The organism is Bradyrhizobium sp. SZCCHNR1017, from assembly GCF_032381375.1.
In the GTDB taxonomy this organism is placed as follows: domain Bacteria; phylum Pseudomonadota; class Alphaproteobacteria; order Rhizobiales; family Xanthobacteraceae; genus Bradyrhizobium.
Genome location: NZ_JAUHIR010000004.1, coordinates 105109 through 132107, shown reverse-complemented (window position 1 = coordinate 132107; position 26999 = coordinate 105109). Strand labels below are relative to the sequence as shown.

General features: G+C 66.7%; 21 protein-coding genes. 7 read left to right on the top strand and 14 right to left on the bottom strand.

The window, feature by feature from the left end:
- Positions 1 to 195: 195 nt before the first annotated feature.
- The gene (locus QW863_RS12795) at positions 196 to 1923 is read right to left on the bottom strand and encodes an adenylate/guanylate cyclase domain-containing protein (protein WP_315713976.1); all 1728 of its coding nucleotides are present in this window, start codon (positions 1921 to 1923) and stop codon (positions 196 to 198) included.
- Between the two features lie 224 nt (positions 1924 to 2147).
- On the opposite strand from QW863_RS12795, the gene QW863_RS12790 reads away from it, so the two are divergent.
- Positions 2148 to 3653: a glycosyltransferase family 39 protein gene (locus QW863_RS12790; protein WP_315713977.1), complete on the top strand. Its 1506-nt coding sequence runs from the start codon at positions 2148 to 2150 to the stop codon at positions 3651 to 3653.
- A gap of 3 nt (positions 3654 to 3656) precedes the next feature.
- Here the strand turns inward: QW863_RS12790 and QW863_RS12785 are convergent, their stop codons facing one another.
- Both QW863_RS12785 and QW863_RS12780 read right to left on the bottom strand, forming a co-directional pair.
- A complete protein-coding gene (locus tag QW863_RS12785) occupies positions 3657 to 4685 on the bottom strand; it encodes a TIGR01620 family protein (protein WP_315713978.1) in 1029 nt (342 codons plus the stop codon).
- Entirely contained in the window at positions 4682 to 6145 is a 1464-nt protein-coding gene (locus tag QW863_RS12780) for a YcjX family protein (protein WP_315713979.1), read from the bottom strand. Before QW863_RS12780 ends, QW863_RS12785 begins: the two co-directional genes overlap by 4 nt.
- Positions 6146 to 6336: 191 nt before the next feature.
- Between QW863_RS12780 and trhA the strand changes: the two genes are divergently transcribed.
- Positions 6337 to 7032, top strand: coding sequence for a PAQR family membrane homeostasis protein TrhA (gene trhA / locus QW863_RS12775; RefSeq protein ID WP_315713980.1), 696 nt, complete (start codon positions 6337 to 6339; stop codon positions 7030 to 7032).
- A 24-nt stretch (positions 7033 to 7056) separates the two neighbouring features.
- Positions 7057 to 7851: an SDR family oxidoreductase gene (locus tag QW863_RS12770; protein ID WP_315713981.1), complete on the top strand. Its 795-nt coding sequence runs from the start codon at positions 7057 to 7059 to the stop codon at positions 7849 to 7851.
- 765 nt (positions 7852 to 8616) lie between these two features.
- On the opposite strand, the gene QW863_RS12765 is transcribed toward QW863_RS12770, so the two are convergent.
- Positions 8617 to 8928 carry a MarR family winged helix-turn-helix transcriptional regulator gene (locus QW863_RS12765; RefSeq protein ID WP_409977923.1) on the bottom strand — a complete coding sequence of 104 codons (312 nt, stop codon included), beginning with the start codon at positions 8926 to 8928 and terminating at the stop codon, positions 8617 to 8619.
- 510 nt (positions 8929 to 9438) lie between these two features.
- Between QW863_RS12765 and QW863_RS12760 the strand changes: the two genes are divergently transcribed.
- Positions 9439 to 11133, top strand: a complete 1695-nt coding sequence (locus QW863_RS12760) for an outer membrane beta-barrel protein (protein WP_315713982.1) — start codon at positions 9439 to 9441, stop codon at positions 11131 to 11133.
- Between the two features lie 398 nt (positions 11134 to 11531).
- Here the strand turns inward: QW863_RS12760 and QW863_RS12755 are convergent, their stop codons facing one another.
- From QW863_RS12755 to QW863_RS12710, 10 genes are all read right to left on the bottom strand, one after another.
- A complete protein-coding gene (locus tag QW863_RS12755) occupies positions 11532 to 13316 on the bottom strand; it encodes a hypothetical protein (protein ID WP_315713983.1) in 1785 nt (594 codons plus the stop codon).
- Positions 13317 to 13320: 4 nt separating this feature from the next.
- Positions 13321 to 13596, bottom strand: coding sequence for a hypothetical protein (locus QW863_RS12750; protein ID WP_315713984.1), 276 nt, complete (start codon positions 13594 to 13596; stop codon positions 13321 to 13323).
- 43 nt (positions 13597 to 13639) lie between these two features.
- On the bottom strand, positions 13640 to 15262 hold the full coding sequence (gene mdlC, locus QW863_RS12745; protein WP_315713985.1) for a benzoylformate decarboxylase: 1623 nt from the start codon (positions 15260 to 15262) through the stop codon (positions 13640 to 13642).
- A 174-nt stretch (positions 15263 to 15436) separates the two neighbouring features.
- Positions 15437 to 16285 (bottom strand): MaoC family dehydratase N-terminal domain-containing protein, encoded by an 849-nt coding sequence (locus tag QW863_RS12740; RefSeq protein ID WP_315713986.1) that lies wholly within the window; start codon positions 16283 to 16285, stop codon positions 15437 to 15439.
- A gap of 2 nt (positions 16286 to 16287) precedes the next feature.
- The gene (locus QW863_RS12735; RefSeq protein WP_315713987.1) at positions 16288 to 17400 is read right to left on the bottom strand and encodes a CaiB/BaiF CoA-transferase family protein; all 1113 of its coding nucleotides are present in this window, start codon (positions 17398 to 17400) and stop codon (positions 16288 to 16290) included.
- Positions 17401 to 17409: 9 nt separating this feature from the next.
- Positions 17410 to 18576: an acyl-CoA dehydrogenase family protein gene (locus QW863_RS12730; RefSeq protein WP_315713988.1), complete on the bottom strand. Its 1167-nt coding sequence runs from the start codon at positions 18574 to 18576 to the stop codon at positions 17410 to 17412.
- Positions 18577 to 18738: 162 nt separating this feature from the next.
- Positions 18739 to 19320 (bottom strand): thiamine pyrophosphate-dependent enzyme, encoded by a 582-nt coding sequence (locus QW863_RS12725; RefSeq protein WP_315713989.1) that lies wholly within the window; start codon positions 19318 to 19320, stop codon positions 18739 to 18741.
- Complete coding sequence (locus QW863_RS12720) at positions 19320 to 19859, bottom strand: thiamine pyrophosphate-binding protein (protein ID WP_315713990.1); 540 nt, start codon at positions 19857 to 19859, stop codon at positions 19320 to 19322. The genes QW863_RS12725 and QW863_RS12720 overlap by 1 nt, the downstream gene beginning before the upstream one ends.
- Positions 19860 to 20135: 276 nt before the next feature.
- Entirely contained in the window at positions 20136 to 21407 is a 1272-nt protein-coding gene (locus QW863_RS12715) for a cytochrome P450 (RefSeq protein WP_315713991.1), read from the bottom strand.
- A 183-nt stretch (positions 21408 to 21590) separates the two neighbouring features.
- Positions 21591 to 22886, bottom strand: coding sequence for a cytochrome P450 (locus QW863_RS12710; protein WP_315767816.1), 1296 nt, complete (start codon positions 22884 to 22886; stop codon positions 21591 to 21593).
- A 217-nt stretch (positions 22887 to 23103) separates the two neighbouring features.
- On the opposite strand from QW863_RS12710, the gene QW863_RS12705 reads away from it, so the two are divergent.
- The 3 genes from QW863_RS12705 to QW863_RS12695 all read left to right on the top strand — a co-directional run bounded on the left by QW863_RS12705 (position 23104) and on the right by QW863_RS12695 (position 26737).
- On the top strand, positions 23104 to 24276 hold the full coding sequence (locus QW863_RS12705; protein WP_315713993.1) for an isovaleryl-CoA dehydrogenase: 1173 nt from the start codon (positions 23104 to 23106) through the stop codon (positions 24274 to 24276).
- A gap of 207 nt (positions 24277 to 24483) precedes the next feature.
- Positions 24484 to 25617 (top strand): DUF898 family protein, encoded by a 1134-nt coding sequence (locus QW863_RS12700; RefSeq protein WP_315714374.1) that lies wholly within the window; start codon positions 24484 to 24486, stop codon positions 25615 to 25617.
- Positions 25592 to 26737, top strand: a complete 1146-nt coding sequence (locus QW863_RS12695; RefSeq protein ID WP_315713994.1) for a M48 family metallopeptidase — start codon at positions 25592 to 25594, stop codon at positions 26735 to 26737. Before QW863_RS12700 ends, QW863_RS12695 begins: the two co-directional genes overlap by 26 nt.
- The last annotated feature ends 262 nt before the right edge of the window (positions 26738 to 26999 follow it).

The following is a 26999-nucleotide window of genomic DNA, read 5'->3' as shown; positions in this document are numbered from 1 at the left end:
CCCGGAATTCGAGACTACTGCGGTTGTGACAGGCGTGATAGCGCAAACAGCGGGCGGTTTTGGCCCGAAATGATCGATATCGTGGCGGCTTTGCGGCTTTTGACCGCAGTGCCACCGTTCCGCCAGTCACCGCGGACCCGCTGCAACCGTTCTCGGTATGACAGCGCAGGCTGCAAACAGGTTCAACGCAACTCGTCACGCAGCCGTCCCCTCGTCCGAGAGCATCGCGAGTTCAGCGGCGTCCATGGCCGTCCTGACGCGCATCGGCTCGGCGCGGCCGCGAATCTCGACCTCGCGCTCCGGCAGCACGTCGGAGCCGAGTCGCGCCCGCGCGTAGACCTCGTCCGAGATGATGACCTGGCAGCCGAGGGTCTTCGTCATGTCCTGCAGTCGTGATGCGACGTTGACGGCGTCGCCCAGCGCGGTGAACACCATGTGGTCGCGATAACCGATCTCGCCCACGATCACCTCGCCGCCGTGAATGCCGATGCCGAAGCGGATCGGGTCATGCAGATCATGGCTGAGGAACGCGTTCAGCTCGGCGATATTGGCCGCGATGTCACGCGCCGCCTGGATCGCCTGGCCGCAGGCGACATGTGAATCGGTGGCTAGTCCGAACAGCGCGAGCATACCGTCACCGACGAACTGATTGGGCTGCCCGCCATTCGCCAGCACGGCCTGGGAGACGGCGCTGAGGAAGCGGTTGACGATGAACACCACGTCGAACGGCAGCCGTTTCTCAGCGAGGCCGGTCGATCCACGCATGTCGACGAACAGGCTGACGAGGTAGCGCTCCTGCCCGATTCCGGCGCGCGAGCTGCCGCGCTCGCCGGGTGTCGGGTTCGGCATGAACAGTTGGAAGAATGAAAGATCGCCGGTGGGGCGCAACTGGCAGGCCAGCCTGACCGACGGGTCCGCCGCGCCGATCTGCGCGAGCACGAAGGCCTCGCGAGGCGAGGGCGGCGGCAGCGCGCCGGGATCTCCGATCACCCTGATGCGGCAGGTCGAGCAACGTGCGCGGCCGCCGCACATGCTGGCATGCGGTACGTTGTTGCGCAGACTGGCCTCGAGCACGGACAAACCCTTTGGCACCCGGATGGAGCGGCCATTGTTGTAGGATAGCGTGACCATGCCGCCACGTCGCTCATGGACTGCTCGCACGCCGCGCGCGGCGAGCGCCAAGCCGATCAGGCCGCCATAGCCGATCAGGAAGCCGTTCATGATGGTCTCCAGCACCGCCTGTTCAGATGGCGTGCCGGTCTGCCTCAACGAAAGATTTTCGGCGCGCCACTGCGGTGTTGCGTTGGCGGCGATGACGTCTCGGCCCCCACGATAGAAGCCGAGCAGCGCCAGCGCCGGGAGCAGCACGGCGCAGGCGAGCAGCCACGGCGCCGCGCGCTTGTAGAACGGCTTGAGCCGCAGCCAGAAGTGCAGCCCGATGCAGCCATGCGTCCATGACGTCAGCAGGGCTGCCGACATCAACCAGATCCGCCAGGACGGGCCGGTCCAATACGAGTACAGGACCTGCGGGTACAGCTTCTCCTGTCCGTACAGGGTCTGTCCGATGCGGACGCCGGCGATGTGGCTGAAGATCAGCGCCGGAATGCTTAGGCCGAGCAGCAGTTGCAGCGGCTCCATCGTGTTGCGGCTGAATTGCCGGCGCTGATAAAGCGCCCACACGCCGAGCCCGCCATGGGTAAGAGCGGCCGCATAGAACAGCACGGCGATCGGAAGAAACTGCCAGAACGCCACATGATAGGACACGCCCTCGGCGAGCGCCTGCAGCGAGATGTTGCCGAGCGCATGGTTGAAAAAATGACTGAGCAGGTAGCTGAAGAGTATGAAGCCGCAGATCAGCCGCACCTGCCGCACACCGATGCCGCGACAGGTCGACCGCAAACGATGGTAAATCGAAATGGTCATGTGGTCCGTATGATCTGGAGCCGCAATGCTAGAGATTTATTCCCTGTTGTCCTAGAGGGCTGGTGGCGGCGGTCATCCGGCGGCGCGAGCTGCGCGGGAACGTTGACTCGCCCGCCGGAGTCGGGGAAAAGCACCGCGTGACGGCCATTTCCCCAGGCATCGACAGCCCAAAGTCTCGATCCACGCGCGCTGCGTGGCTGATGGCTGCGGCCGTGATCGCAAGCATGACGATCATCCGCATCGTCTATGCCGGGACGCTCGATCTGCGCACCGACGAGGCCTATTACTGGACATGGTCGAAGGAGCTGCAGCTCTGCTTCCTCGATCATCCGCCCATGATCGCCTGGTTCATCCGGCTGGGCACTGCCCTGTTCGGCGATACCAATCTCGGCGTTCGCTTTGCCGGCATCCTCGCGATGGGGGTGACGCAGCTCCTGCTCGCCGACATCGTTCGCCGTACCACTCACGATATGCGGGCCGTGATCCTCGCGGTGCTGCTGCCCGAGGCCGCGCTCTACTATGGCCTGCTGATGGCCAAGGTGGCGCCGGACGTCGCGGCGATCCCGTTTGCACTCGCGATGATCTGGGCGCTGGTTTGCCTCGCCGAGAGCGATGACGGCCGCTGGTGGCTCGCGGCCGGCCTGTTCGGTGGACTGGCGTTGTTGTCCAAATTCACGGTGGTCATGCTGCTGCCGGGCGTGGCGGCGTTCCTGCTCGTTCCGGCCTGGCGCAGCCGCTGGCTTCTGAGTCCCTATCCATGGTGCGGAGCACTGATTGCGCTGGCCGTGTTCTCGCCGGTGCTGATCTGGAACGTACAGCACGACTGGGCCTCGTTCCGCTTCCAGTTCGTTCGCGCCACCGCGCCGCATGAGTTTTCGTTGCGGACGCTCGGCGATTATCTCGGATTGCAGTTCGGACAGGTCGGCTTCGTCCTGCTGCCGGTCACATTGTCGGCGCTGAGTTTCACGGCCTGGCGCGGCTATCGCACGCGTGAGCCGGTCGCGATCCTGCTGTCGACGGCGGTGCTGGTGCCGTTTCTCTACTTCCTCTGGAAATCGTTTACCTTGCGGATCGGCGACACCTGGCCGATGTTCATGTGGCCGATCGGGTTTGCGGCGGTCGCGATCAACATCGTCAAGCTGCCGCAGGACGGCGCGTCCGCCTGGTTCGTCCGATCGACCGTGCGCTGGGCGCGGATCGCCGTCGTTAGCGGCATTGCCATGGTGGTCCTGATCTTTCTCTACTACGTCGTCGCGCCGTGGAATTTTCTCGGGCGGGCCGATCCGATCGGCGCCGAGGCGGGCTATCAGCAGGTGGCGGCACGCGCCGAGCAGGAACTGGCAAGCACCGGCGCCACCTGGATCGCGACCTCCGACTATCGCACCTATGCGATGATGCGGTGGTTCTTTCGCGGCCGCGTGCCGGTGGTCCAGATCAACGAGCGGGCCCGCTTCATCGGCTTCCGTGATCCCGGCATGGACCTGATCGCGGGACATGCCGGCCTCTATGTCGTGCGCGAGCCGGACAATACCGGCCCGCTGCTGTCGGACACGACCGCGCACCGCGAGCCGCTCGGACACGTCGAGCGGAGCTGGCGCGGCCGCGTCATGGACAGTTACGCGTTCGGCAGGCTGACGGGCTGGACTCCCGAACTGGCGCCGCCACCGGACTCGCCCTTGTACCAATGGCGCTGGCTCGCCGGTGGGTTCGATTCCACGCTGCGGGCCTGAGCCTCATTCCCGGTCGTCCTGCTTGCGCAGCAGATCCTTGGCGAGATCCGCCAGCGCCGGCCGCGGCAGCGCGGCGAACGGCATCGGCCGCGTCACGTCGATGGCCGCGAGGCCGAGCCGCGCCGTGAGCAGTCCGTTGAGCACGCCTTCGCCGAGGCGCTGCGACAGTTTTGCCGCGATGCCATGGCCCAGCACCTGCTGGATCAGGCTGTCGCTCGCGGCCATGCCGCCGGTGATGGCGAGATGCGCGACGACATGGCGCAACAGGCTGATCATGCCAAGCGCGCCGGGACGGCCGCCATAGAGCCGCGCGAGCTGCCGGATCATCCGCAAGCTTGCCACGAAGACGAACAGCACGTCGATCAGCGCGCGCGGGCTCACGGCCGTGACCACGGAAACCCGTTGCGCCGCAACCGACACCAGACGCCGCGCCTCGCTGTCGAGTGGCGCCATCAGCTCGCGCTCGGCAAGCTTGATCATGTCGCCGCCGTCGATGATGTCGTCGGCGTGGCCGGCGAGCGCGGCACGCGGACGCGCCAGGCGGGGATTGGCATGTGCGATCCGCAACAGCTCGGCGACCACTTCGCGGCTCTCGGCACGATCGTCGGACAGCAGCACCGCGGCCGCGCGCTGGTGCAGCTTCTCGATGGTGGCGAGACGCACCAGCCCGTAAGTCTCTCGGGCAATGACGGCCGCCAATGCGATCGCGGCTGCGGCCGCGAACCCCGCGCCGACATAGCCGAGGGCCTCGCTGCGTGCGAACAGATCCTCGATCAGTCTGACGACGCCGAGGCCGAGGCCGAGCAGGACGAGGCCTGCGACCGAGCCCCAGAAAAGTGCGCCCCAGCCGAAGCTGCGCCGCGTCGGCAGGACGGTCTCGACCGGCACCGGCAATTGCGCCGGATCAGCCTCCGGCGTGATCTGGATGGTGCCGCGGCCCGGCCGGGCGGCCTCTTCGGCATCGACCACGACGACGTCGGGATCATCGAGCCGGAAGGTCTGGGGACGACGATGCTTGGCGCGTTCGCTCATTGCAGCCGGTCTCCGATCAGGAACTGAAGGGCGCGGTCCATGCGGATATGGGGCAAAGCGGGCTCGCCGCCAGGATCGGGGGCCAGCAAAGGCGGACGGAAGCGAAGAAAGCGGAAGTCGGTGCCGTCGGCGGCAGCGCTCGACAGGCCGCGATAGGCGCCGCCCTTGAACAGCTCCTCCGCATCGGCCGGCAGCTCGCCCGGAAAGGTTGCCACCTCGGTGTCGCCGTCGAAGATCTCGCCATTGGCGCTTTCGCCGGCCGCCGGCGTGCCGAGCAGCGACGGCAGCTTCTCGCGGCCGCGGGCGACCAGCGCCTCGCGCGTCGCCCTGACGGCGGCCAGCGCCACCACGTCGATTGCGGCGCCCGTGCTCTCGGCGCGGGCCACCGCGCGGTTGACCGCGCGCCGCAGCACGGCTTCGAGCCGGTCGTGGCTGGTGTGATGCAGATGGTCGGCCTTGGTCGCCGCGAACAGGATGCGGTCGATGCGCGGCCGAAACAGCGCCGTCAGCATGTTTCCGCGTCCGACGCGGAAGCAATCGAGAATGCCGGTCAGCGCGGCCTCGAGATCGTGCAGCGCCTCGGGGCCCGCATTGAACGCCGCCAGCGCGTCGACCAGCACGATCTGGCGATCGAGCCGGGCGAAATGGTCGCGAAAGAACGGCCTGACGACGATGTCCTTGTAGGACTCGTAGCGGCGCGCCATCATCGCCCATAGCGAGCCGGCCGGCGCCTGGCCGTCGGCCGGGACATCGAGCGGCGCGAAGGTCAGCGCCGGCGAGCCCGCGAGATTGCCCGGCATCAGGAAGCGGCCGGGCGGCAGCAGGCTCATGGCGAAGCGCTCGTCGCGGCAGGCACGCAAGTAGTCGGTGAACAGCCGTGCGGCCTCGAGTGTCGCCGACTCGTCCTCGCGGCCTTCGGGGGCGAGCGTCGCCAGATGCGCGTGCCAGTCCTTGGCGACATGCGCGCGCGGCTCGCTGCGCGACAGCGCGAGGCTTTCCCGCGCCCACTGCTCATAGCTCTTGTTCAGCAGCGGCAGGTCGAGCAGCCATTCGCCGGGATAGTCGACGATGTCGAGCGTGAGCGTCCGCTCGGCGCCGTTGGCGCGCTGGAATTCGATCACCAGCCTGAGCTCGCTGATGTCGACGGTCGAGCTTGGCCAGCGCCGCTCGGCGACGAGCGCCCGCAAATGGCTCTCATAGGCAAAGCGCGGCACGCCGTCGTCGGGTTGCGGCGTCAGATATGCGCGGGCGATGCGGCCCGATGCCAAGGCCTCGAACACCGGCATGCGCCCGCCGCGCACGAGGTCATGAATCAGCGCGGTGATGAACACGGTCTTGCCGGCCCGTGACAGCCCGGTGACGCCAAGGCGGATGGTCGGGTTGAGGAAGCTCTCGCCATAATCAAGCAGGGCACGGGCCGACAGCCGCGCTTCCTCGACGAGTTCGGAAAAGGTCACCATGGGAGGAGGGGAATTCGCCAGTTGAAAAGGGCGTGAGCGATTTTTGACAGGTGGCGATGCAAAACGCCGGATTCAAGCTCACAATTCCGGCCCGTTTCCGGATAGAACCAGACTTTGAACGGAACGTTGACCACTGGAAACCATAATCCTTCCGGCACAATTGTCCCGGAAAACCGGCACCAGGTTCTGACATGACCGTATTTCAACTGAAGCAGTTCGCCTCGACCTCCGTCCATGCCGCCACCGGCGCGATGCGTTGGAACTACGACAAGGTCGAGATGATCGCGGACGGCGTCGTCCACGTCGTCGGCATCGCCGCCGGCCTGGTCGCCGCAACCGTGCTCGTCGTGCTGACCTCGATCTATGCCAGCGCCGTCGACATCGTGGTGGTGTCGATCTACGTCGCGGGACTGCTCTCGATGCTGACGCTGTCGGCAACCTATAATCTGTGGCCGGTGTCGCCGACCAAATGGGTGCTGCGCCGCTTTGACCACTCCGCCATCTATGTGCTGATCGCAGCCACCTATACGCCGTTCATCGCCGCCCTGAAGGATACGGTGTTCTCGGCCGCGCTGCTGCTCGGGGTCTGGGGCGTCGCCATCTTCGGCATCGTGCTGAAGCTGCGCTGGCCGGGCCGCTTCGACGCGCTCTCGATCGGGCTGTATCTCGCGCTCGGCTGGAGCGGCGTCATGATGTACGACCGGGTGATCTCGGTGATGCCGCCCTCGGTCCTGGCCTTCGTGCTCACCGGCGGCATCCTCTACAGCCTCGGCGTCATCTTCCATTCGTGGCGGCGCTTGCGCTTCCAGAACGCGATCTGGCATGGTTTCGTGTTGCTGGGCGCCGGCTTTCATTATACCGCAGTGCTCGACCTGGTCTTGACCTAGAAAATTCCACGAGGAGGGCTTTGCATGCAGGTGACCGGCAAGATTGTTGTGGTCACCGGCGGAGCCCGCGGCATCGGCAAGGCGCTGTGCGAGGCCTTCGCGGCCGCCGGTGCGGCCAAGGTGATCGTAGCCGATCTCGACGAAACCGGCGCCAAGGCCGTCGCTGGTGGCATCGGCGGCGCCGCCTTCAGATGCGACGTCTCCCAGGAAGCCGACATCCGGCACGTGATCGAGGAAACCGAGCGGCAGTTCGGGCCCATTGCGCTGTTCTGCTCCAATGCCGGCATTGGCGGCGGCTTCGACCCGCTGTCGGTCAATGTCGGCGGCACCTCCGACGAGCCGTGGGCGCGCAGTTGGGCCATTCACGTGATGGCGCATGTCTACGCGGCGCGGCATCTGATCCCGCGCTACAAGGCGCGCGGCGGCGGCTATTTCCTCAACACGATCTCCGCGGCCGGCCTGCTGTCGCAGGTCGGCAGCGCGCCTTACTCCACCACCAAGCATGCCGCGGTGGGATTTGCGGAGAATCTCGCGATCTCGCACAAGGCCGACAACATCAAGGTCTCGATCCTGTGCCCGCAGGGCGTCGACACCGACATGCTGCGATCGATTCCGAAGGGCCCGCAATCCGGCGACGGCGATCTGAGCCCTGAGCAGGTCGCGCAGGACGTGCTGAAAGGCCTTGCCGAGGAGAGCTTCCTGATCCTGCCGCATCCGCAGGTCCTCGGCTACATGCGCAAGAAGACCGAGAATTACGACCGCTGGCTCGGCGGCATGGCGAAGATCCAGGCAAAGATGCGCGAGGAGTTCGGGAAGTAGGTCTGCGACCATCGTCGGTCGACGTGACGGCGCCCGGCCTCAACGCCCTCCGCGGTCGTCCCCGCGACCACGGAGACCCATAGTCCCAGGGTGCAGTTCGAGCCACGCGCGTCGACCATCTCGCCCGAGGTTTTCGACCGCGGCGTATGGATCCGGCGTTCGCCGGAATGACGCTAAGGAGAGATCGTGCGGACATCATGGGCAGCGGACTTGATCCGACATCGATAGACATCATTGCGCCTTCTCGCGGCACATCATGCCCGAGCTGTACAGTTGACTTGTCCCTTCAAGATTCGAAGGGCGCAGGGAATGCCGGGTGAAGGCCTCACCCATGGCCCGCCTGCAGCAAAAAATGCAGGCGGCAGGTACCACAGGTGCAGCCGATCACCGGCATTCCCTGCGCGATGGTCTTCACGCTTATACGCAGTCTCCCTGGTGCGCCGGGCTGTTGGCCACCATTGTCCGCGCGGTGCATCAGCGCCATCGCGAACGAAACACCAGCATCGGGGTGTCAGGACGCTGCGACTTCACGTCCGCGGCCACGCCGTTCGTCCGCGTAGCAAGCTACGCTGCGGCATGGCCACGGCCATCGCATCCCGCCTCGCGTGTCGTGACGATCGCGCGCAACGCCCCTCCGTGGTGAGGCGGGATGCGCGGAAAGATCGTCCTGATTTGCCCGACGGCGCAAGGCCGCATGCTGCGGCATTTCAACACGACGGGCAGTTTCGTCATGGTGTGTATGCGCAATCTGCCCGTCGGGCGCCCTCATGGCTCCGACGGTTGCATGTCCTGCTCTGCCGCGCGCCAGGCTTCGAGCGCGCGGGCGTACAGCAACAGGCCCTCGCGCACCGTGCGCCGCTCGGTCTTCGACAGGGCCGACAGGGCGCCGCGGACCTGCTGGCGGCCGAAGGCGTGCAGCGTGGCCACCCTCTTCCGTCCCTTCGCGGTGAGGCAGAGCGGCTTGATGCGGGCGTCGCCGGAATCGATTGTCTCCTGCAACTCGCCGCTGTCGATCAGCTTGCGGACCATGCGGCTGACGCCGGATTTTTCCAGGTGCAGGACCGCGCCGAGCTGCATCGCGGTGAGACGCGTCGCCCTACGTCGTCGGCCACGTCCTGGCGGCCGACGGCGGCTTCCTCGCGGTCTGAATCTGAAAGGCGTCGGCTGTCGCCGATGGCGCAAGGCCCGCGATCGCCGAGCGGTCTCGGACGCGAGCGATCGTGGTCGAAACAGCTTCATGCTGAAGTCGGAATTTCGCCAGCTTCCGCGAAGCCGCGCAGCGATCGTCACCGTTTCAACTAATTAGTGCTTTCTACGAACGCGAAGATGCTTAGGCGCCGCTCCGCGGCGGCTCGTTGCGAACAGCTCTCAATCTCGCCTGAAATGTTCCCAGCTCGGCAAAACTTCCGCCGACGTTTGCCGGCTATCTCCAAGGCAAGGGGCTTCGTCGCGTGCATGCGCTGCGTATTCATCGCGACGGCGCCCTGACCCGACCTCGTCGCGTGATATTGGCATACCCCGGCATTTGCTTTGCAGGCTCATTCACCACACAAGACCGGCGCGTTCGCGGTGCGGACCAAGCGGCTCATGGTGACGCGATCCCACCGCGGGGTCACGCTCGCGCTCGTCGAGGTGCTGCTGCTGACCGTGATGGTGGTGGACGGCGCGTCCGCGCAGCAGACCATCAAGGCCAAGCCGACGGACGTCGTCCCGGGACGCGCCGACCGGCTGTTCTTTCGTCACGTGACGGCGCGCAGCATCTACTACAACGTTCCGCGGATCACCAACGACAGCCGGACGCTGATGATGCGCCAGGACCCGCGTGGCGTGAGCGCATTGCTGCGTCCGGTGCGCGAGGCCGGTGCGCCGTCGCTGGCCGCGCCGGGCAGGCCCGGCGCGCCGGTAGGCAGCTTCGGATTCTCCGCGTTTCAGCCCGCCCGTGGCGCGCGCGTGGCCACGGCCGAGCCGGCGGGAGACGCTCAACGCGCCGCGCCGCAACCGGCTGCGCGGCAGATCGCGGCAAAGCCCGCGGCAGCCGCCGAGGCGCCGCCGGCCAAGCCAGACGAGACCGTGGCAACCGCCCAGCCCGCGGCCGTGCTGCGCAACCGTGACGTTCTTCCCGATCGCAACCTGAATACGGTGAAGCCGCAGCCGGTGACCGCCGACGCGAAGCCCTATGATCCGACGGGCGTGACGGTCGGGTCGTTCCTGGTGAAACCGGCCGTCGAGATCCAGGCCGGTTATGACACCAATCCCACGCGGCGCAACGGCGGGCAGGGCTCACCGGTCGCCATCGTGGCGACGGAGGTCGCGGTCCGCTCGCAATGGGAGCGGCATCAGCTCAACGCCGATTTCCGCGGCGCCTACACCGAGGACAGCAACGTCCGCTCGCTCAGTCATCCGACGTTCGAGGCGCGGGCGCAAGGACGCTACGACGTCACCGAGGGCACCGCGATCACCGGCGAGGCGCGTTTCGTCAACGATGCATTGGCGCTTCCGGGGGCGCTCAAGCTGCCGCGCGCCACGACGTTCGGCGGCAGCGCCGGCGTGCTGCAGAAGATCGGTCCCGCCGAGATCGCATTCAAGGGATCGGCCGACCGCGTCATGTTCAACGACGCGCTGATCTTGGCCAACGTGCCGTTGCGGACGCAGGACCGCAACTACACCCAGCCGGGCGCGCAGGTCCGCGTCACCTATGTGCTCACGCCGAACATCTCGCCGTTCGTCGACATGAGCTTCGATCGGCGCAACCACGATCTGCAGGTCGACTTCAACGGCCAGCGCCGCGATTCCAGCGGCATCACCGCGCGCGGCGGCGCCGTCGTCAACATGGGATCGCTGACCGGCGAGGCCTCGGTCGGCTATCTCTCGCGCCGCATGGACTCGCCGCTGATGCCGAACATCAACGGCGTGATCGCGGATGCGACGCTCGCTTGGGCCGCGACCGACGCCACGACGTTCGTGCTGGTGGCGCGCTCGCAGGCCTCGGAGACGCCGGCGATGAACGTCTCGGGCATCCTGTCGCGCGACGTGATCCTGCAGATGGACCATCAGTTCGAGCCGTGGCTGATCGGAACGCTGCGCGGCGGCTACGGCCAGGATCAGTTCGTCGGCATCGGCCGCGTCGACCAGCGCATGTTCGTCGCCGCCGGCGGCACCTACAAGATGAACCGCAACGTTCAGCTCAAGAGCGAGGTCCGGACCGAATGGACCCGCTCCAACATCGCTCTCAACAACTTCATGACGGTGGTCGGCGTCGTCGGCGTGCGATTCCAATATTGAGCAGCGGCCGGGTCCGGTGGCGCACCTTCGCCGCCCTGCATCTCCGCCGTCGTCCCGGGCAAGCCGCGCGACAGCGCGGGTGCGACGCCGACGGGGACCCAGACGCCGCGACGGATGTCTGACCGGATTGCGAACGACGCGGCTGGTCTGCATCGACCACAAGCGGCTGGTCTGTCGCGCTCAAAAGAAAAGCCCCGCAGGGGACGGGGCTTGAAGGCAATGCATGCCGGTCGGGTGGGGGGGGGACCCGGGCGTCTCACGCGGCGGGATGAGGTCAGGTCGCCGACGCGTGGGTCGTCCCGGATTGGTTCGGCATGCGGCTGGTGATGGTCTTGTTATCGTTATCCGTGTCCGCGCCGCCCGGCGTAAGCCGACAGGCGGCGCGGAGCGCAGCGGTCTCACTGTTCGAGCGCGGCCAGGGCAGCGTTGCCGATCTGCTGCGCCTCGGCCCAGGCGGCCTGGGTGGCCTGCTGGGCGGCGGTGTAGCCGGCCTGGATCTGCTGCTGAGCCGCGGCCCGCAGCGCCTGCTCCTGCTGCTCGCCGGTCTCGCGGGCCTGGGTCAGGGCCTGATTGTCGGCATTCAGCGTCGCATTGGCCTGGTTGAAGGCGTTGGCGGTGGTCTGCGCCTTGGCCTGGGCCGCCGCCAGTGCGGCCTGGTTGGCCGCATTGTTGGCGCGTTCGAGGACCTCGGCGGCCTCCTGTGCGTCCTGCTTGGCCTGCTGCGCGGCCTGACGCGCCTGCTCCAGCGCCTGCCGGTCGGCGTTCACCTTCTGCTCGGCCGCTTCCACCGTCGCATCGATCGTGCCGATCTTCTGGTTCAGCGCGGCCTCGACCGTCTTCTGGTTCTGGGTCGCAGCCGCCTGCGCGGCCTGGGTCTTCTGCTGGGCGACCGCGCGTGCCTGCTCGCCGGTCTTCAACGCCGCCTGCAGCGCGGCCTGCTCGGCGGCTTCCTGGGCCGCCTGGTTCTGCTGATTGTTGTTATTGTTGTTGCCGTTGCCGGCCGCCGCTCCGCCATTGTTGGCATTGCCGCCATTGTTGGCGTTGCCGGCCGCCTGGCCGGCCTGCTGGGCCGCCTTGCCGGCGGCCTCGGCCGTCTCGCGCGCGGTGTCCTTGGCGGCGTTGGCGGCTTCCTTGGCCTCGTTGGAGACGTCGATGTCCTTGTCGAGCTTCTGGAACGCGGCCTGCAGCGCGGCCGAGGCTGCCGTCAGCTTCGCAGCGTTCGCGGTCGCCGCGGCCTGGTTGGCGGCGGTCGGGTTCTTCTCGGCCTGCTCCTGGGCCTCGATCGCGGCGCCGCGTGCGTTCTGCTCGGCCTGACGAGCGACGTCGATTGCCTTGCGGTCGGCAGCGACCTGCGCCTCGGCGGCGGCGGCGGTCTGCGCGGCGGCCGCGGCCGCTGCGTTGGCCTTGGCGACGGCATCGGTGCTGCTCGACGCCGCGGCAGCCGCCTTGGCCGGCGTCGCTGCGGCTGCGGGTGTCGCGGTGGCCTTGGCGACCGCGACGGTGGTGGTCGCTGCCGCGGCGGCCGCAGCGGCCGGCTTCGCCGCGCTCGTCGTGGTGCTGGTCGCGGCTGCGGTCTTGGCCGCACCGGTCGTCGTCGTTGCGGCGGTGGCGGCAGCGGCGGGCTTGGCGGCGGTCGTCGCGGCCGTGGCGACGGCAGCGACGGGCTTGGCCGCAGCCGTGCCGGTCGTTACGGCCGCCGTCTTGGCGGCGGTGCTCGCCGCGGTCGCCGCGGCGGTGGTGGCGGCCGTGGTCGCAGCGGTGTTCGCAGCCTTGGCGGCGGCGCCGGCCGCGGCCTTCGCAGCGGCGCTGGCTGCGGCCTTCGCTGCCGCGTCGGTCGCCGCCTTCGCGGCAGCATTCGCTGCAGCCTTGGCCGCAGCGTTTGCCGCAGCCTTGGCGGCGGCGTCCTGCGCGGCCTTGGCGGCGGCAGCGGCTGCAGCCTTGGCAGCGGCATCCTGGGCCGCCTTGGCGGCTGCCTGGGCTGCGGCCTTCGCCGCCGCCTCCTGCGCCGCCTTCGCGGCGGCGTTGGTGGTGGCCGAAGTGGCAAGGGCGGTGGTCATGGCCTGCGCATTGGCCTGATGCGGCAGCGCCGTCACCGCCAGAGCGGACATCAGGGCCAGCACGCTGACATGGCGATAGAGATCGGTCCTCGACGCCGCGGTTTGAAGATTCTTCTTATCCGCCATCAGCTCAACTCCCTTGGTACGCTGGATTGGATGATGGAACCTTTTGAAAATGATTTTGGCTTGCAGAATGGTCGGACCTTGCAAGCAGCAAGGCGTCTGCCTGCAAGCTGACGGCAGGATTTCGCGATGTTTGCGGCAAGCCGGCCGCGACGAGATGGCGCAGGGGAACAGAAAGCTTTTGAAACAAACGGTTGCAGTCGGAACGCCGGTTGCACGGTTGCGGCGGGCCGATGAGCATTTCGCGGCGAGCCATGCCGCCGCCATTGAAGATGCGACGCATTGTCGCATATGTCGTGAAAGTCGTCCGCTGTGCGAACGGCGGCTCAGCCCTTCTGGGCGTAGAGCAGCGGGACCGCGGCGTCGACCATCACCTCGACGAGGCTCGTGCCGGCATGGGCGAGGGCTCGCGTCAGCGCACCGGCGAGATCGGCGGCATGGTTCACGCGCACTGCGTCGCAGCCCATGCCGTCCGCGAGCTTGACGAAATCGAGGCCGGGCAGCTCGAGCCCGGGCACGTTGCGCACCTGCATGACCTGGCTGAACGAGCGCATCGCGCCATAGCCGGAATTGTTGATGACGACGACCGTCAGCGGCAGCCTGCGCTGCGTGGCGGTCCACAGCGCCTGCAGCGAATACATCGCCGAGCCGTCGCCGATCAGGCACACCGTGCGGCCGGTGCGACGGCCCAGCGCCATGCCGACCGCCGCCGGCAGGCTGTAGCCGAGCCCGCCGCTCGCCATCGTGTAGAACGACTCCGCGCCGGGCATTGGCATGTACTTGTGCATCACCGGCCGGTGCGAGGGGATCTCCTCGACCACGGCGCTGCCCGCCGGCAGCGCCTGCGCCAGCGTGTGCAGGAGATAGTCGACCGGAATCGGATCGGATGGCTTCGGCGCGTCGGGTAGCACGCGGCCCTTCGGCGCCGCGCGCCTGGTCTCCGGCAGCAGCTCCAGCAGCAGCGACAGCGCCGGCCGCATCGTGGCGATGATGCTGGTGCCGACCGGCGGCACCGCGGCGCCTTCGGCGTCGTCGGTGATCTGATAAAGCGTGGTGGCGCCGTCGAAGATCGCGGCGTGGCCCTCGACATGGAAGGTGAACACCGGCGCGCCGATCACGACGACGAGGTCGTGCGGTTTCAGGGCGTCGGACAATTGTCCGGGCGAGGCGTGCAGAAAGCCCTGGAATTGCGGATGGCGCTCGGGAAACGAGCAGCGCGCCGAGAACGGGCTGACCCAGACCGCGGCCTTGGCCTTCTCGGCGACCTCGACCATCAGTTCGACGCAGCCGGCGCGGTCGATGCCGGGGCCGACCACGAGCGCGGGATTCTTCGCGGCGGCAAGTGCGCTCACCAGGTCGTCCATGGCGGCGCGATCGGGGCCGAGCTCGCGGCTTACCTTGCGCGCGGTGATCGGTTGCGCCGGATGCATCCAGTCGTCGATCGGGATCGAGACGAAGGTCGGCCCGCAAGGCGGCTGCATCGCGGTGTAGTAGGCGCGGGCGATCGCGCCCGGCACGTCCTCGGGCCGCGCCGGCTCGACGCTGTATTTGACGTAAGGGCGCGGGAATTCGGACGGGCGTTCGGCATAGAGAAAGGCCTGCAGCGGCAGGATCGAGCGCGCCTGCTGGCCGGCGGTGATGACCAGCGGCGTCTGGTTGCGGTGCGCGGTGTAGATGTTGCCGAGCGCGTTGCCGACGCCGGCCGCCGAATGCAGATTGACGAAGCCGGCATTGCGCGTCGCCTGGGCATAGCCGTCGGCCATGCCGACGACGGAAGCCTCCTGCAGGCCGAGCACGTAGTCGATGTCCTCGGGCCAGTCGCTGAGGAACGGCAGCTCGGTCGAGCCGGGATTGCCGAACACCTTTTTGATGCCGAAGGCGCGCAGCAGCTCGAAGGTGGCCTGCTTGACGGTGACGGGTTTGGTTGTTGTTTTCGTTGTTTTGGCCAAAGGCGTTCCCTCGGGTGCTTTTGTGGGTCGTCATTCCGGGGCGATGCGAAGCATCGAACCCGGAATCTCGAGCGGTTCTTCTCCCTCACCTCGAGGTTCCGGGTTCGGTGCTCTGCGCCAAAATGGCTTCGCCATTCTGTCGCGACGCACCGCCCCGGAACGACAGAGTCTACGTCACCAACTCGCGGTGCCCTTCATCGTCGGCTGTCGCTCGGCGTTGGCGGTCCACAGCTCCAGGCCGCCATCCTTGTCATTCGCATTCACCGAGAACGCGCTGCCCTCGAACAAGGGCTGCACGCCGCGATAGGCGAACTTGGCCGGCGGTTTGCCCTTAAGTCTGGCGGCGAACTCGACCAGCAGCGCGGCCTGCAAAGGTCCGTGGAAGATCAGGCCCGGATAGCCTTCGACCCTGGTGACGTAGTCGCGGTCGTAATGGATGCGATGGCCGTTGAAGGTCAGGGCGGAATAGCGAAACAACAGCACGGCATCGGAGACGCGCGTCTCGCTGTGCTGCGCGACCGGCGGAGGCGGCGGCGCCTTCGCCGGCGCAGCCTGGGCGCCACCCATGTCGCGATAGACGATGTCCTGGCGCTCGCGGATCGCGACCCCGCGCGACGTCGATACGACATGTTCCACCGACACGAAGCAGAGCTGGCCGGTCGAGCCGCTCTTCAGCGCGACGTCGGTGATGGTCGACACGCGCGTCGCGACATCGCCGACGCGCAAGGGATCGATGAACTGCACCTCGCCGCCCGCCCACATGCGGCGCGGCAAGGGTACCGGCGGCAGGAAGCCGCCGCGGGTCGGATGGCCGTCGGGGCCGAGCTGATCGTGTGGAAACACCGGCTGGCCCAAACACCAGTGCACGGTGTAGGGCGCGATGTCGCCGGTTGTCGGTTCGCCGATCTCCTGGAACAGCGTCGCGCGCAGCCCCTTGGTGAGCTGCGGGGTGACGAGGTCGGTGGCCTCGGCGCTGCGGCCGACCCATTGCCGGAGGTGATCGAGATCGAGCGTGTCCGTCATGATCATCCCTTTCGCTGATGCGGCGAGGCCGCCTCGCCGATCGCGGGCACGGCGCCGTAACACCTGTCGTCGCCGACCACGATCGCCGCCGGCGCGGGATAGCTGACGACGCCGTTCGGCGTGTTCACCTCGATCCGCCGCAGATGCGGATGAACCGCGAGGTCGGCCATGCTGTTGACCTCGGCAAAGGCGATGTCGGCGCTCGCGAGCTTGCCCAGCAGCTCATCGCGCGACAGCGCCGCGAAGCGCTCCGCGACGATGCCGTCGGTCAGCGCACGGTTGCGCACGCGCTCGACCATGTTGGCGAAGCGCGGATCGTCCGGCAATGTGGGCTGGTCCAGCACCTTGGCGCACAGCGTCTTCCACTCGCGCTCGCTCTGGATCGAGATCAGGATGTCCTTGCCGTCCTTCGAGGTGAACACGCCATAGGGCGCGATCGAGGGGTGGGCGAGGCCGATGCGCTTCGGCGCATTGCCGGCTTCCGCGTTGAGCAGCGGCACGGTGAGCCAGTCGGCCATCACGTCGAACATCGAGATCCTGATGTCGGCGCCTTCGCCAGTGCGGCCGCGCCTGATCAGCGCCTCCAGGATCGCGGCATGCGCCGTCGCGCCGGTCGCGACGTCGACGATCGACATGCCGACGCGGGAGGGGCCGTCCGGCCCGCCGGTGATCGAGGCCAGCCCGCTCTCGGCCTGGATCAACAGGTCATAAGCCTTGCGATCGGCGTAGGGACCGGAGTCGCCATAGCCGGTGATGGTGCAGCAGATCAGCTTCGGATAGTCCTTGCGCAGCCGCTCGCGGGCAAAGCCCATTCTGTCCATCGAGCCGGGCTTCAGGTTCTGCAGCAGCACGTCGGCGCCGGCGATCAGCTTCTCCAGCTCGGCGCGACCTTCCGGTCTTGAAAGGTCGACGACGACGGAATCCTTGCCGCGGTTGAGCCACACGAAATAGCTGCTCTGACCCTTGGCGGCGGCGTCGTAGCCGCGGGCGAAATCGCCCTCGGGCCGCTCGATCTTGATCACGTGAGCGCCGGCATCGGCGAGACGCGACGAGCAGAACGGCGCGGCCACCGCCTGCTCGACGGCGACGACAATGATCCCTTCAAGCGGCAGCATGGCCCGACCTCAATACGAGCGCGGCATGCCGAGCACGTGCTCGGCGACGTAGGAGAGAATGAGGTTGGTCGAGATCGGCGCCACCTGATACAGCCGCGTCTCGCGGAATTTGCGCTCCACGTCGTATTCCTCGGCGAAGCCGAAGCCGCCATGGGTCTGGATGCAGGCATTGGCCGCCTCGAACGACGCATCGGCCGCGAGCATCTTGGCCATATTGGCCTCGGCGCCGCAGTCGAGCCCGGCCTCGTATTTGCGCGTGGCCTCCTTGACCATCAGCTCCGCGGCCCGCATCGACGCATAGGCCTTGGCGATCGGGAACTGGATGCCTTGGTTCTGGCCGATCGGGCGGCCGAACACGACGCGCTCCTTGGCATAGGCGGTGGCTTTCGCGATGAACCATTTGGCGTCGCCGACGCATTCGGCCGCGATCAGGATGCGCTCGGCGTTCATGCCGGAGAGGATATAGCGGAAGCCCTTGCCTTCCTCGCCGATCAGGTTCTCCGCCGGCACCCGCATGTCGGTGAAGAACACTTCCGTCGTGGCGTGGTTCATCATCGTCCGGATCGGGCGGATGGTGAGCCCGGCCTTCTTGGCCTCGCGCATGTCGACGATGAAGACGGAGAGACCATCGGTGCGCTTCTGCGCCTGCTCTTTCGGCGTAGTGCGCGCGAGCAGGATCATCAGGTCGGAATGCTCCGCGCGGCTGGTCCAGATCTTCTGGCCGTTGACGACATAGCTGTCGCCGTCGCGCTTCGCGACCGTCTTCAGCGACGTCGTGTCGGTGCCCGAAGTGGGTTCGGTGACGCCGAAAGCCTGCAGCCGCAACTCGCCGCTGGCGACCTTCGGCAGCCACTTCGCCTTCTGCTCGGCGGAGCCGTGGCGCAGCACCGTGCCCATCGTGTACATCTGGGCGTGACAACCGCCGCCATTGCAGCCGGCACGCTGGATCTCCTCGAGGATCGCCGCAGCGGCCGACAGCTTCAATCCCGCGCCGCCATATTCCTCGGGAATCAGCACGGAGAGATAGCCCGCCTCGGTCAGCGCATCGACGAAGGCCGAGGGATAGGCCATCTCGCGATCGAGCTTGCGCCAATATTCACCAGGGAACTGCGCGCACAGCTTGGCCACCGCGTCGCGGATATCGGCGTAATCGTCGTGCTGATGCTGGTCTGTCATGTGTTGCTCCGCCGGCCGCCGTGACGCGGCCTGGGCTCTCTCCCTGGACTTGTTTCCTGATAGCCTATGACCAAGCGGGTCACGCTTGGCAAGCTTGGAATGCCAGCGTTGCAGCCGAGCAGCCTTGCCGGAGCGATAGAGCAGGCCGCCTGCGGCGACGTTCTAGCTGACGGGAAATCCGAGATGACCGCGGAAACGGTTTTTGAGGAAGACACCGTCGCGTGCGGGCAGCGCGCGGTCAACGTGATCGGTCGAGATCGCGACGCGGGCGAAGTGCGGCCCGGAGAACGCGTGCAGCTTTGGCCGGAAGGCGTCGAGCGCCGCGCTGTCCTCGAGCGTGCTGACGGAGGGAAAGCCGGCTCCGGTCGCGATCAGCTCGAGATTTGCGCCGAGCCCGGAATGGCTCATCTGCATCCCGGTCTCGCCGAAATGGGCGTTGTCGAGCACGACGATCGAGAGATTCTTGGGCTTCTTCGCGGCTGCAGTCGCGAGGCTGCCGAGCCCCATCAGTTGTTCGCCGTCGCCGGTGATGACGACGACCGGGCGCGATGGCTGCGCCAGTGCGAGACCCAGGCCGATCATGGCCGCGCCGCCCATCGCGCCCCAGAGATAGAAGTTGGCGTCGTGATCGCCCGCGGCGAACACGTCGTAGGACGATGAGCCGAGGCCGCTGACGACCAGCAGGTCGCCACGGTTCTGCAGCAGCGCCTTGACGGCGGTGCGGCGGTCGAGCGGTGCTCCCATCACTTCGCCTCCGTCCACTTCTTGGCGCCGATCATGCGCTGGGAGATCAGCACCGCGATCGGCTGATCGCTGTCGAACGCGAGCCTCGCTGCAGCGGCCGCCATCTCGCCGGCGTCTTCGGGACGTTCCAGCCGGAACACCGTGACGCCCATGATCTCGAAGGCCGCCTGCGTCGCCTTGCCCATCGGCACCTGCCACGGATTGAACTCGGCCCACTCGCCGCGCATCGTCACGAAGGCGAGGAGCGGGAAGCGGCAGCTCTGAAGCAACGACAGCATGTTGACGCAATTGCCGACGCCGCTCGACTGCATCAGCAGCACTGCGCGCTGCCCGCCGAGCCAGGCGCCGGCGGAGAGCGCGACACCTTCCTCTTCGGTGGTCAGGACCGTGGTGGCGATCGCGGGATCGTCATGGGCGAGGCCGATCAGGCGGGAATGGCCGGCGTCGGGGACGTAGCACAGCTGACGGACGTCGGCCGCCTTCAGCGCCTCGTAGATGGCGAGCGGCCAGTCGGTGGTGGGCGTGTCGGAAGCGGCCATGGCGTCCTGAGGTTCATGAGCACCGATGGTGCAGCGGATGATTTAGCCAGAAACGACCGTCGAAGCCCATTGAATCTCGTTCAACCCGCCATGCCGGATTCTCATAGGCAGCCTAGGGCCTCGTGGTCCGGCTTGGGAGGCCTCATGGTTCGAGACGCCGCTGCGCGGCTCCTCACCCTCATGGTGAGGAGCGCCGCTCGCGGCGCGTCTCGAACCATGAGGCCCCATGCGGCCGACCACGCGATCGTCATGTGGAGTGGCGGGAGCAACAGGAACTCACCCCGGGATCCGCACCGGCAGCGATTCATAGCCGCGGACGAAGCTGGAATAGACCCGCTTCGGCTCGCCCACGACCTCGATGCGGTCGAAACGCTTGAGGATCTCTTGCCAGACGATGCGCAGCTGCAACTCGGCGAGTCGCATGCCGACGCAGCGGTGGATGCCGAAGCCGAATGAGAGATGAATGCGCGGCCGCTTGCGGTCGATGATGAAGGCGTCGGGGTTCTCGATCACCTCCCCGTCGCGGTTGCCCGAGACGTACCACATCACGACGCGGTCCCCCTTCTTGATCGTCTTCCCGCCGAGCTCGGTATCGACCAGCGCGGTGCGGCGCATGTGGGCGAGCGGCGTCTGCCAGCGGATCACCTCGGGCACCATGGTCTCGATCAGCGCCGGATTGTCGCGCAGCTTCTGATACTCGGCCGGGTTCTCGTTCAACGCCAGCACCGATGCCGTCATCGTATTGCGGGTGGTGTCGTTGCCGCCGACGATGAGCAGGATCAGGTTGCCCATCAGATTGTCCGGCGTCATGTGCCGCGTCGCCTCGCTGTGCGCCATCATCGAGATCAGGTCGCGGCCGGGCTCGGCCTGACGCGCCTTCCACATCCGGCCGAAGGTCTCGGCGCATTCGCCGAGCTCGCGGCGGCGCTCCTCCTCCGACGAAACGATGCCGCTCTTGGGCAGGGCGGTGGAGACATCCGACCAGCGCGTCAGCTTGCGGCGCTCCTCGAACGGGAAGTCGAACAGGGTCGCCAGCATCTGTGTCGTCAGCTCGATCGAGACCTTCTCGACCCAGTTGAAGGTCTCGTTGCGCGGCAGCGAATCCAGCACCTTGGCCGAGCGCTGCCGGATCAGCACCGCCATCTCGTCGAGATGGTCCGGCGTGAACATCGGCTGCACGGTCTTGCGCTGCTCGCCATGGCGGGGCTCGTCCATCGCGATGAAGCTCGGCCACTCATAGCCCGGCGGCACGTCGCGGATCATGATTCCGCCATTGCTGACGTCCGACGAGAAGACCGCGTGGTTGGTATCGACATGCATGATGTCGTGATAGCGCGTCACCGACCAATAGGGCTCGATCGGCGCCTTGGTGCAGTAGTGCACGGGCGCCTCCTTGCGCAGCCGCTCGAACCACGGCCAGATCGTGTCGTTCTGGAACAGCCGGGGCGCGCCGGGATGGAAGTCCTCGATCGGCGTCGAGTAGGCCTCGAGGCGCGCGTCGCGCAGCAGATCGGCCTTATCGGAGCGAAGCGCGGCCTGGACGGTCATGGGGTGGTCCTTTGCTTGCTGCTGTTTCTTGCTGCCGTACCGATCGTACTCACGTCATCCTCCGCAAAGGCGGACGATCCAGTACGTCGAGACGTCAATCATATTGCAATATCGTTCTCCGGAATACGGGATGCCCCGCCTGCGCGGGGCATGACGGCAAAGTTGATCTGCACCGCAATCAGTTCACACTGCAATCCGTACCGGCAACGTCTCATATCCCTTCACGAAGCTCGAATAGACCCGCTTCGGCTCGTCCATCACGTCGATATGATCGAATCGTTTCAGGATCTCCTCCCAGATGATCTTGAGTTGCAGTTCGGCCAATCGCAAGCCGACGCAGCGGTGGATGCCGAAGCCAAATGACAGATGCTGGCGCGGCCTGACACGGTCGATGATGAAGTCGTAGGGACGCTCGATGGCGGCCTCGTCGCGGTTGCCCGAGACGTACCACATCACGACCTTGTCGCCTTTCTTGATCTGCTTGCCGCGGAACTCGATGTCTTCCAGCGCGGTGCGGCGCATGTGGGCGAGCGGGGTCTGCCAGCGGATGACCTCGGGGACGAAGCTGTCGATCAGCGCGGGGTTGTCCTTGAGCTTGCGGTACTGATCAGGGTTCTGACTGAGCGCATAGATGCTGCCGGACATGGTATTGCGCGTGGTGTCGTTGCCGCCGACGATCAGGAGCACGAGATTGCCGAGGAAGTTCTTCGGGTCCATGTTCCGGGTCGCCTCGCTGTGGGCCATCATCGACAGCAGGTCGCTCTTCGGCGGCTGGTTGACGCGCTCCTGCCAGAGCCGGGCGAAATAGCGCGCACAGTCCATCAGTTCGGCCTGCCGTTCGTCCTCGGTCGCGACAAGCCCATCGGGGCCGGGGATCGTGGTCGCGATATCCGACCAGCGCGTCAGCTTGCGGCGGTCTTCCCAGGGGAAGTCGAACAGCACCGCCAGCATCTGCGTGGTCAGCTCGATCGAGACGCGATCGACCCAGTCGAACACCTCGCCGACAGGCAGATTGTCCAGGCATTCGGCGGAGCGCTTGCGGATGTTGATCGCGAGCTCGTCGAGATGTGTCGGCGTGAACATCGGTGCCACGGTCTTGCGCTGCGCGGCATGGCGCGGCGGATCCATCGCGATGAAGCTCTCGCGGCGCAGGTCAGGATCGACGTCGCGAATGGTGATGCCGCCGAGCGCGGACGCCGAGGAGAACACCGCGTGGTTTGTCTCGATCTCCATGATGTCGTCGTATCGGGTGATCGACCAGTAGGGACCGAACATCGACTCCTTGCAGTAGTGCACCGGATCCTCGCGACGCAGCCGGTCGAAATAGGGCCAGTGCGTGTCGGTACGGAACAACTCCGGATGACCGGGGTCGAATTCGGCGAGCGGCAACGATGCGGCGCGGCTGGCGGCCGTGTCGTCGACGCGCTCGCCTGCTGCGGCGTGTCGCTGTGCCTCGGCCGTCGTGGTGGTCCCGTGCATGGACGTCTCCCTGATGGCCGGATTTGAGCTGTCCGGCGATGTTGGGTGCGATTACATCCTGCCCGGGAGCGCGGGGCAAGCGCGGAGTGGGGCCGCCGGGCCGGTCTTGCGTCGCAACGCTGGTATTTGTCCGGACGTCGGGCGTGACAAGCGCCACGTCACGGAATATGGCTTTGGGCGATTGTTGCAAAGCAGAAGACTAGCAGGAGGCCGCCCCATGATCGCCAACGCGCAGCGCATGTTCAATTTCGATCTCGGCGAGACCGCAGACGCGATTCGCGAGACGGTGGCGAGCTTTTCGCAAGAGCAGATCGCGCCGCGCGCTGCCGAGATCGACCGCTCCAACCAGTTTCCGCGCGATCTCTGGCCCAGGATCGGCGAGCTCGGTCTGCACGGCATCACGGTGGAGGAAGAGTATGGCGGTGCCGGCCTCGGCTATCTCGAGCACTGCATCGCCATGGAAGAGATCTCGCGCGCCTCGGCCTCGGTGGGCCTGTCCTACGGCGCCCACTCCAACCTCTGCGTCAACCAGATCCGCCGCAACGGCAACGAGGCGCAGAAGCGCAAATATCTGCCGAAGCTGATCTCGGGCGAGCATGTCGGCTCGCTGGCGATGTCCGAGCCGCAGGCCGGCTCCGACGTGGTGTCGATGAAGACCCGCGCCGACAAGAAGGGAGACCGCTTCGTCCTCAACGGCAACAAGATGTGGATCACCAATGGTCCGATCGCCGAGACGCTGGTGGTCTATGCCAAGACCGATCCGCAAGGAGGCCCGCGCGGCATCACCGCGTTCATCATCGAGAAGGGCATGAAGGGCTTCTCGACCGCGCAGAAGCTCGACAAGCTCGGCATGCGCGGCTCCGACACCTGTGAGCTGGTGTTCGAGGATTGCGAGGTCCCGGAGGAGAACGTGCTGGGGCAGGTCGGCCGCGGCGTCAACGTGCTGATGAGTGGCCTCGATTACGAGCGCGCGGTGCTCGCGGCAGGTCCGCTCGGCATCATGCAGGCCTGCATGGACGCGGTGCTACCCTACGTGCACGAGCGCAAGCAGTTCGGCCAGCCGATCGGCACCTTCCAGCTCGTGCAGGGCAAGGTTGCCGACATGTACACGACGATGAATGCCGCGCGCGCCTATGTCTATGCCGTGGCCAAGGCCTGCGATCGGGGCGAGACGACGCGTGAGGACGCCGCCGGCGCGATTCTGTTCGCCGCCGAAAAGGCGACGCAATGTGCGCTCGATGCGATCCAGCTGCTCGGCGGCAACGGCTATATCAACGACTATGCGACCGGGCGGCTGCTGCGCGACGCCAAGCTCTACGAGATCGGCGCCGGCACCAGCGAGATCCGCCGCATGCTGATCGGGCGGGAATTGTTCGAGAAGACGTCTTGAGGCGCAGACCAAGCGGTTGGCGTATGCGGGACATGCGTTCGCCAACCGGCCGGATGCAGATATTTTAGTCATCCTCGTCGAGGCCGGTGTTTTTTTCCGGCCGACTTGCGTAGAAAATACGTCGAACCTCGAAGTCGTCCCGGCGACGAACCATCGAGGTATATTGTAGATCTTTTGCGGGTGTCGGAGGCTTGAGCCGTGAACCAGATGAGCTACGTTCCGGAGCAGCCGCCGCCGCTTCCGCCTCTCACCGCCACCTTCTCGGGTGCGCGTGGCGAGTTCTTCCGGCTGGTCAGCCGCGGGGCGGCCATCGAACTGATCACGCTGGGCTTCTACCGGTTCTGGCTCGCGACCGACATCCGCCGTCATCTCTGGGTCAACACGGCCGTCGACGGTGATGCCGCCGAATATACCGGCCGCGGCAAGGAGCTCCTGATTGGCTTCCTGTTCGCGATGGCGATCCTGGTCCCGATCTACCTTGCCTACTTCCTCGTCGGCGTCGAGGCCGAGCGCTTCAAGGCCTTCGCCAGCGTGCCGCTGGTGATCGCCTTCTACGCCTTCGGCCAGTTCGCGATCTTCCGCGCGCGCCGCTACCGCCTGACGCGCACGGTCTGGCGCGGCATCCGATTCTGGATGACCGGCTCGGGCTGGGCCTATGCCGGGCGCGCCATGCTGTGGACCTTGTTGACGGTGGTCACGCTGGGGCTGGCCTGGCCGTGGCGCGCCGCCGCGCTCGAGCGCTACAAGATGCGGCATTCGCACTATGGCGATCTCAGCGGCGACTTCGAGGGACGCGGCTGGGAGTTCTTCAAGCGCGCCTGGTATCTGTGGGTCATCGCGCCGTTTGCGCTGCTGCTGTTTCCGTTGTTTCCGTTCGTCTATGCGCAGTTCAAAGCGATCGAGTGGCGCTGGTGGCTGTCGGGCATCCGCTTCGGCGGCGTGCGTCTGGAATCGGACCTGCCCGGCAACGCGTTCTATGGTCTGTATTGGAAGGTGATCGGCTGGTGGTTTCTGCTGTCGGTCGCCTCCGGCGCCTATTTCAGTGGCGTCGCCGCGCTGATGATCAAACTGCTGGGGCCGGGAAGCGACGGCCTGCCTCAGGTGCAGGCGCTGTCTGACAACATACCGATGCTGGTGCTGGTCGGATTGGGCTACGTCGCCTGGATCCTGGCGCTCAACGTCGTGATGCGGCTCTATCTGGTGCGCGACATGTGGGCGACCGTGCTGCAGTCGGTTCAAGTGCATGGCATCGAGGCCATGGCCAATGTCGCCGCCAAGGGCGATCTGGCCAGCGCGCTCGGCGAAGGATTTGCCGATGGACTCGACGTCGCCGGATTCTGATTCCGGGCCGGCGGGCGCTGCTGCGCCGGCCGCCGCCACGCCGGTCGAGCCTGCCGCTCCGCTCGGCGGCCCTGCGGTCTATTTCGACGGCCTGTCCAACCGGCGGCAGGTGGTCACGATCGGCTTTGCCAATCAGCTCGTGATGCGCAGCGCCGACAATTTCGTCTCCTGGCCCTATGCCGACATCCGCCGCGTCGATGGACCGAGCGGCACGCTGCGCATGAGCTGCCTGTCGGCGTCGCCGCTGGCGCGGCTGGAGATCCGCGACGCAGCGCTGTCGGCCGAGCTGATCGCGCGCTGCAGCCACATCGACCAGAACAGGATGACCCGCGGCGCCATCACGCGCATCGTCGGCTGGTCGCTGGCCGCCGCCGCCTCGATCGTCGCCGTCGTGCTGGTGGTGATTCCGTTCGCCTCCGACCGGCTGACGCCCCTGGTGCCGCCGACCATGGAGCGGCATCTCGGCGAGGCCGCCGTGGTGCAGATCCAGACCGTGTTCGGCGACAAGCTCTGCAGCGAGGCGGCGGGGCAGGCCGCGTTCGCCAAGCTGGTGACGGCGCTGCGCCACCCCGCCGGCCTCGACGACAGCATCGCGTCGCAGGTGCTGGACACGCCGATCCCCAACGCCTTCGCGCTGCCGGGCGGGCGATTCTTCCTGTTCAGGGGGCTGCTCGACAAGGCCAATGACCCCGACGAGGTCGCCGGCGTGCTGGCGCACGAGCTCGGCCACCTCAAGCATCGCGACAACCTGCGGCAGATGATCCACAATGGCGGCAGCTCGTTCCTGATCGGCCTGCTGTTCGGCGACGTCACCGGCGCGGGTGCGGCGATCTTCGCCTCGCGGGCCATGATCAACGCGTCCTATTCGCGCGAGGCGGAGGCGGCCGCGGACGGCTTCGCCATCGAGGTGATGCATAAGCTCGGACGGCCGACGCGCCCAATGGGTGAATTGCTGTTCCGCATCACCGGCAAGGAGGACGGCAAGCGCCCGTCGCTGTGGGCCAGCCATCCGCTCAGCGAGGACCGTCTCGCCCGCATGCGTGCCGAAGACCGGCCGCCGAGCGGCCCGCCGCTGCTCAGTGCGGAGGAGTGGAAGGCGCTGAAGGGGATTTGTCGCTAGGCATTGGGACGCGTTTGGCGTTCGGGCGACGGCTGCGCTTGGCGTCGATTTGTGCCGACAGCGTTGCCATACATTCGTTGTCGTCCCTGCGAACGCAGGGACCCATAACCACCGAACCTTGTTGTTGGAAGCGGGCGTCGCTCAGCTTGCCACTTGCAGAGGCCGCGGCGTATGGGTCCCTACGTTCGCAGGGACGACAGCGGAGGCTGAGGCGGCGTCCGGGCTCTCAATGAGGCGATCACAAGCGCGTTCGGATCAACCG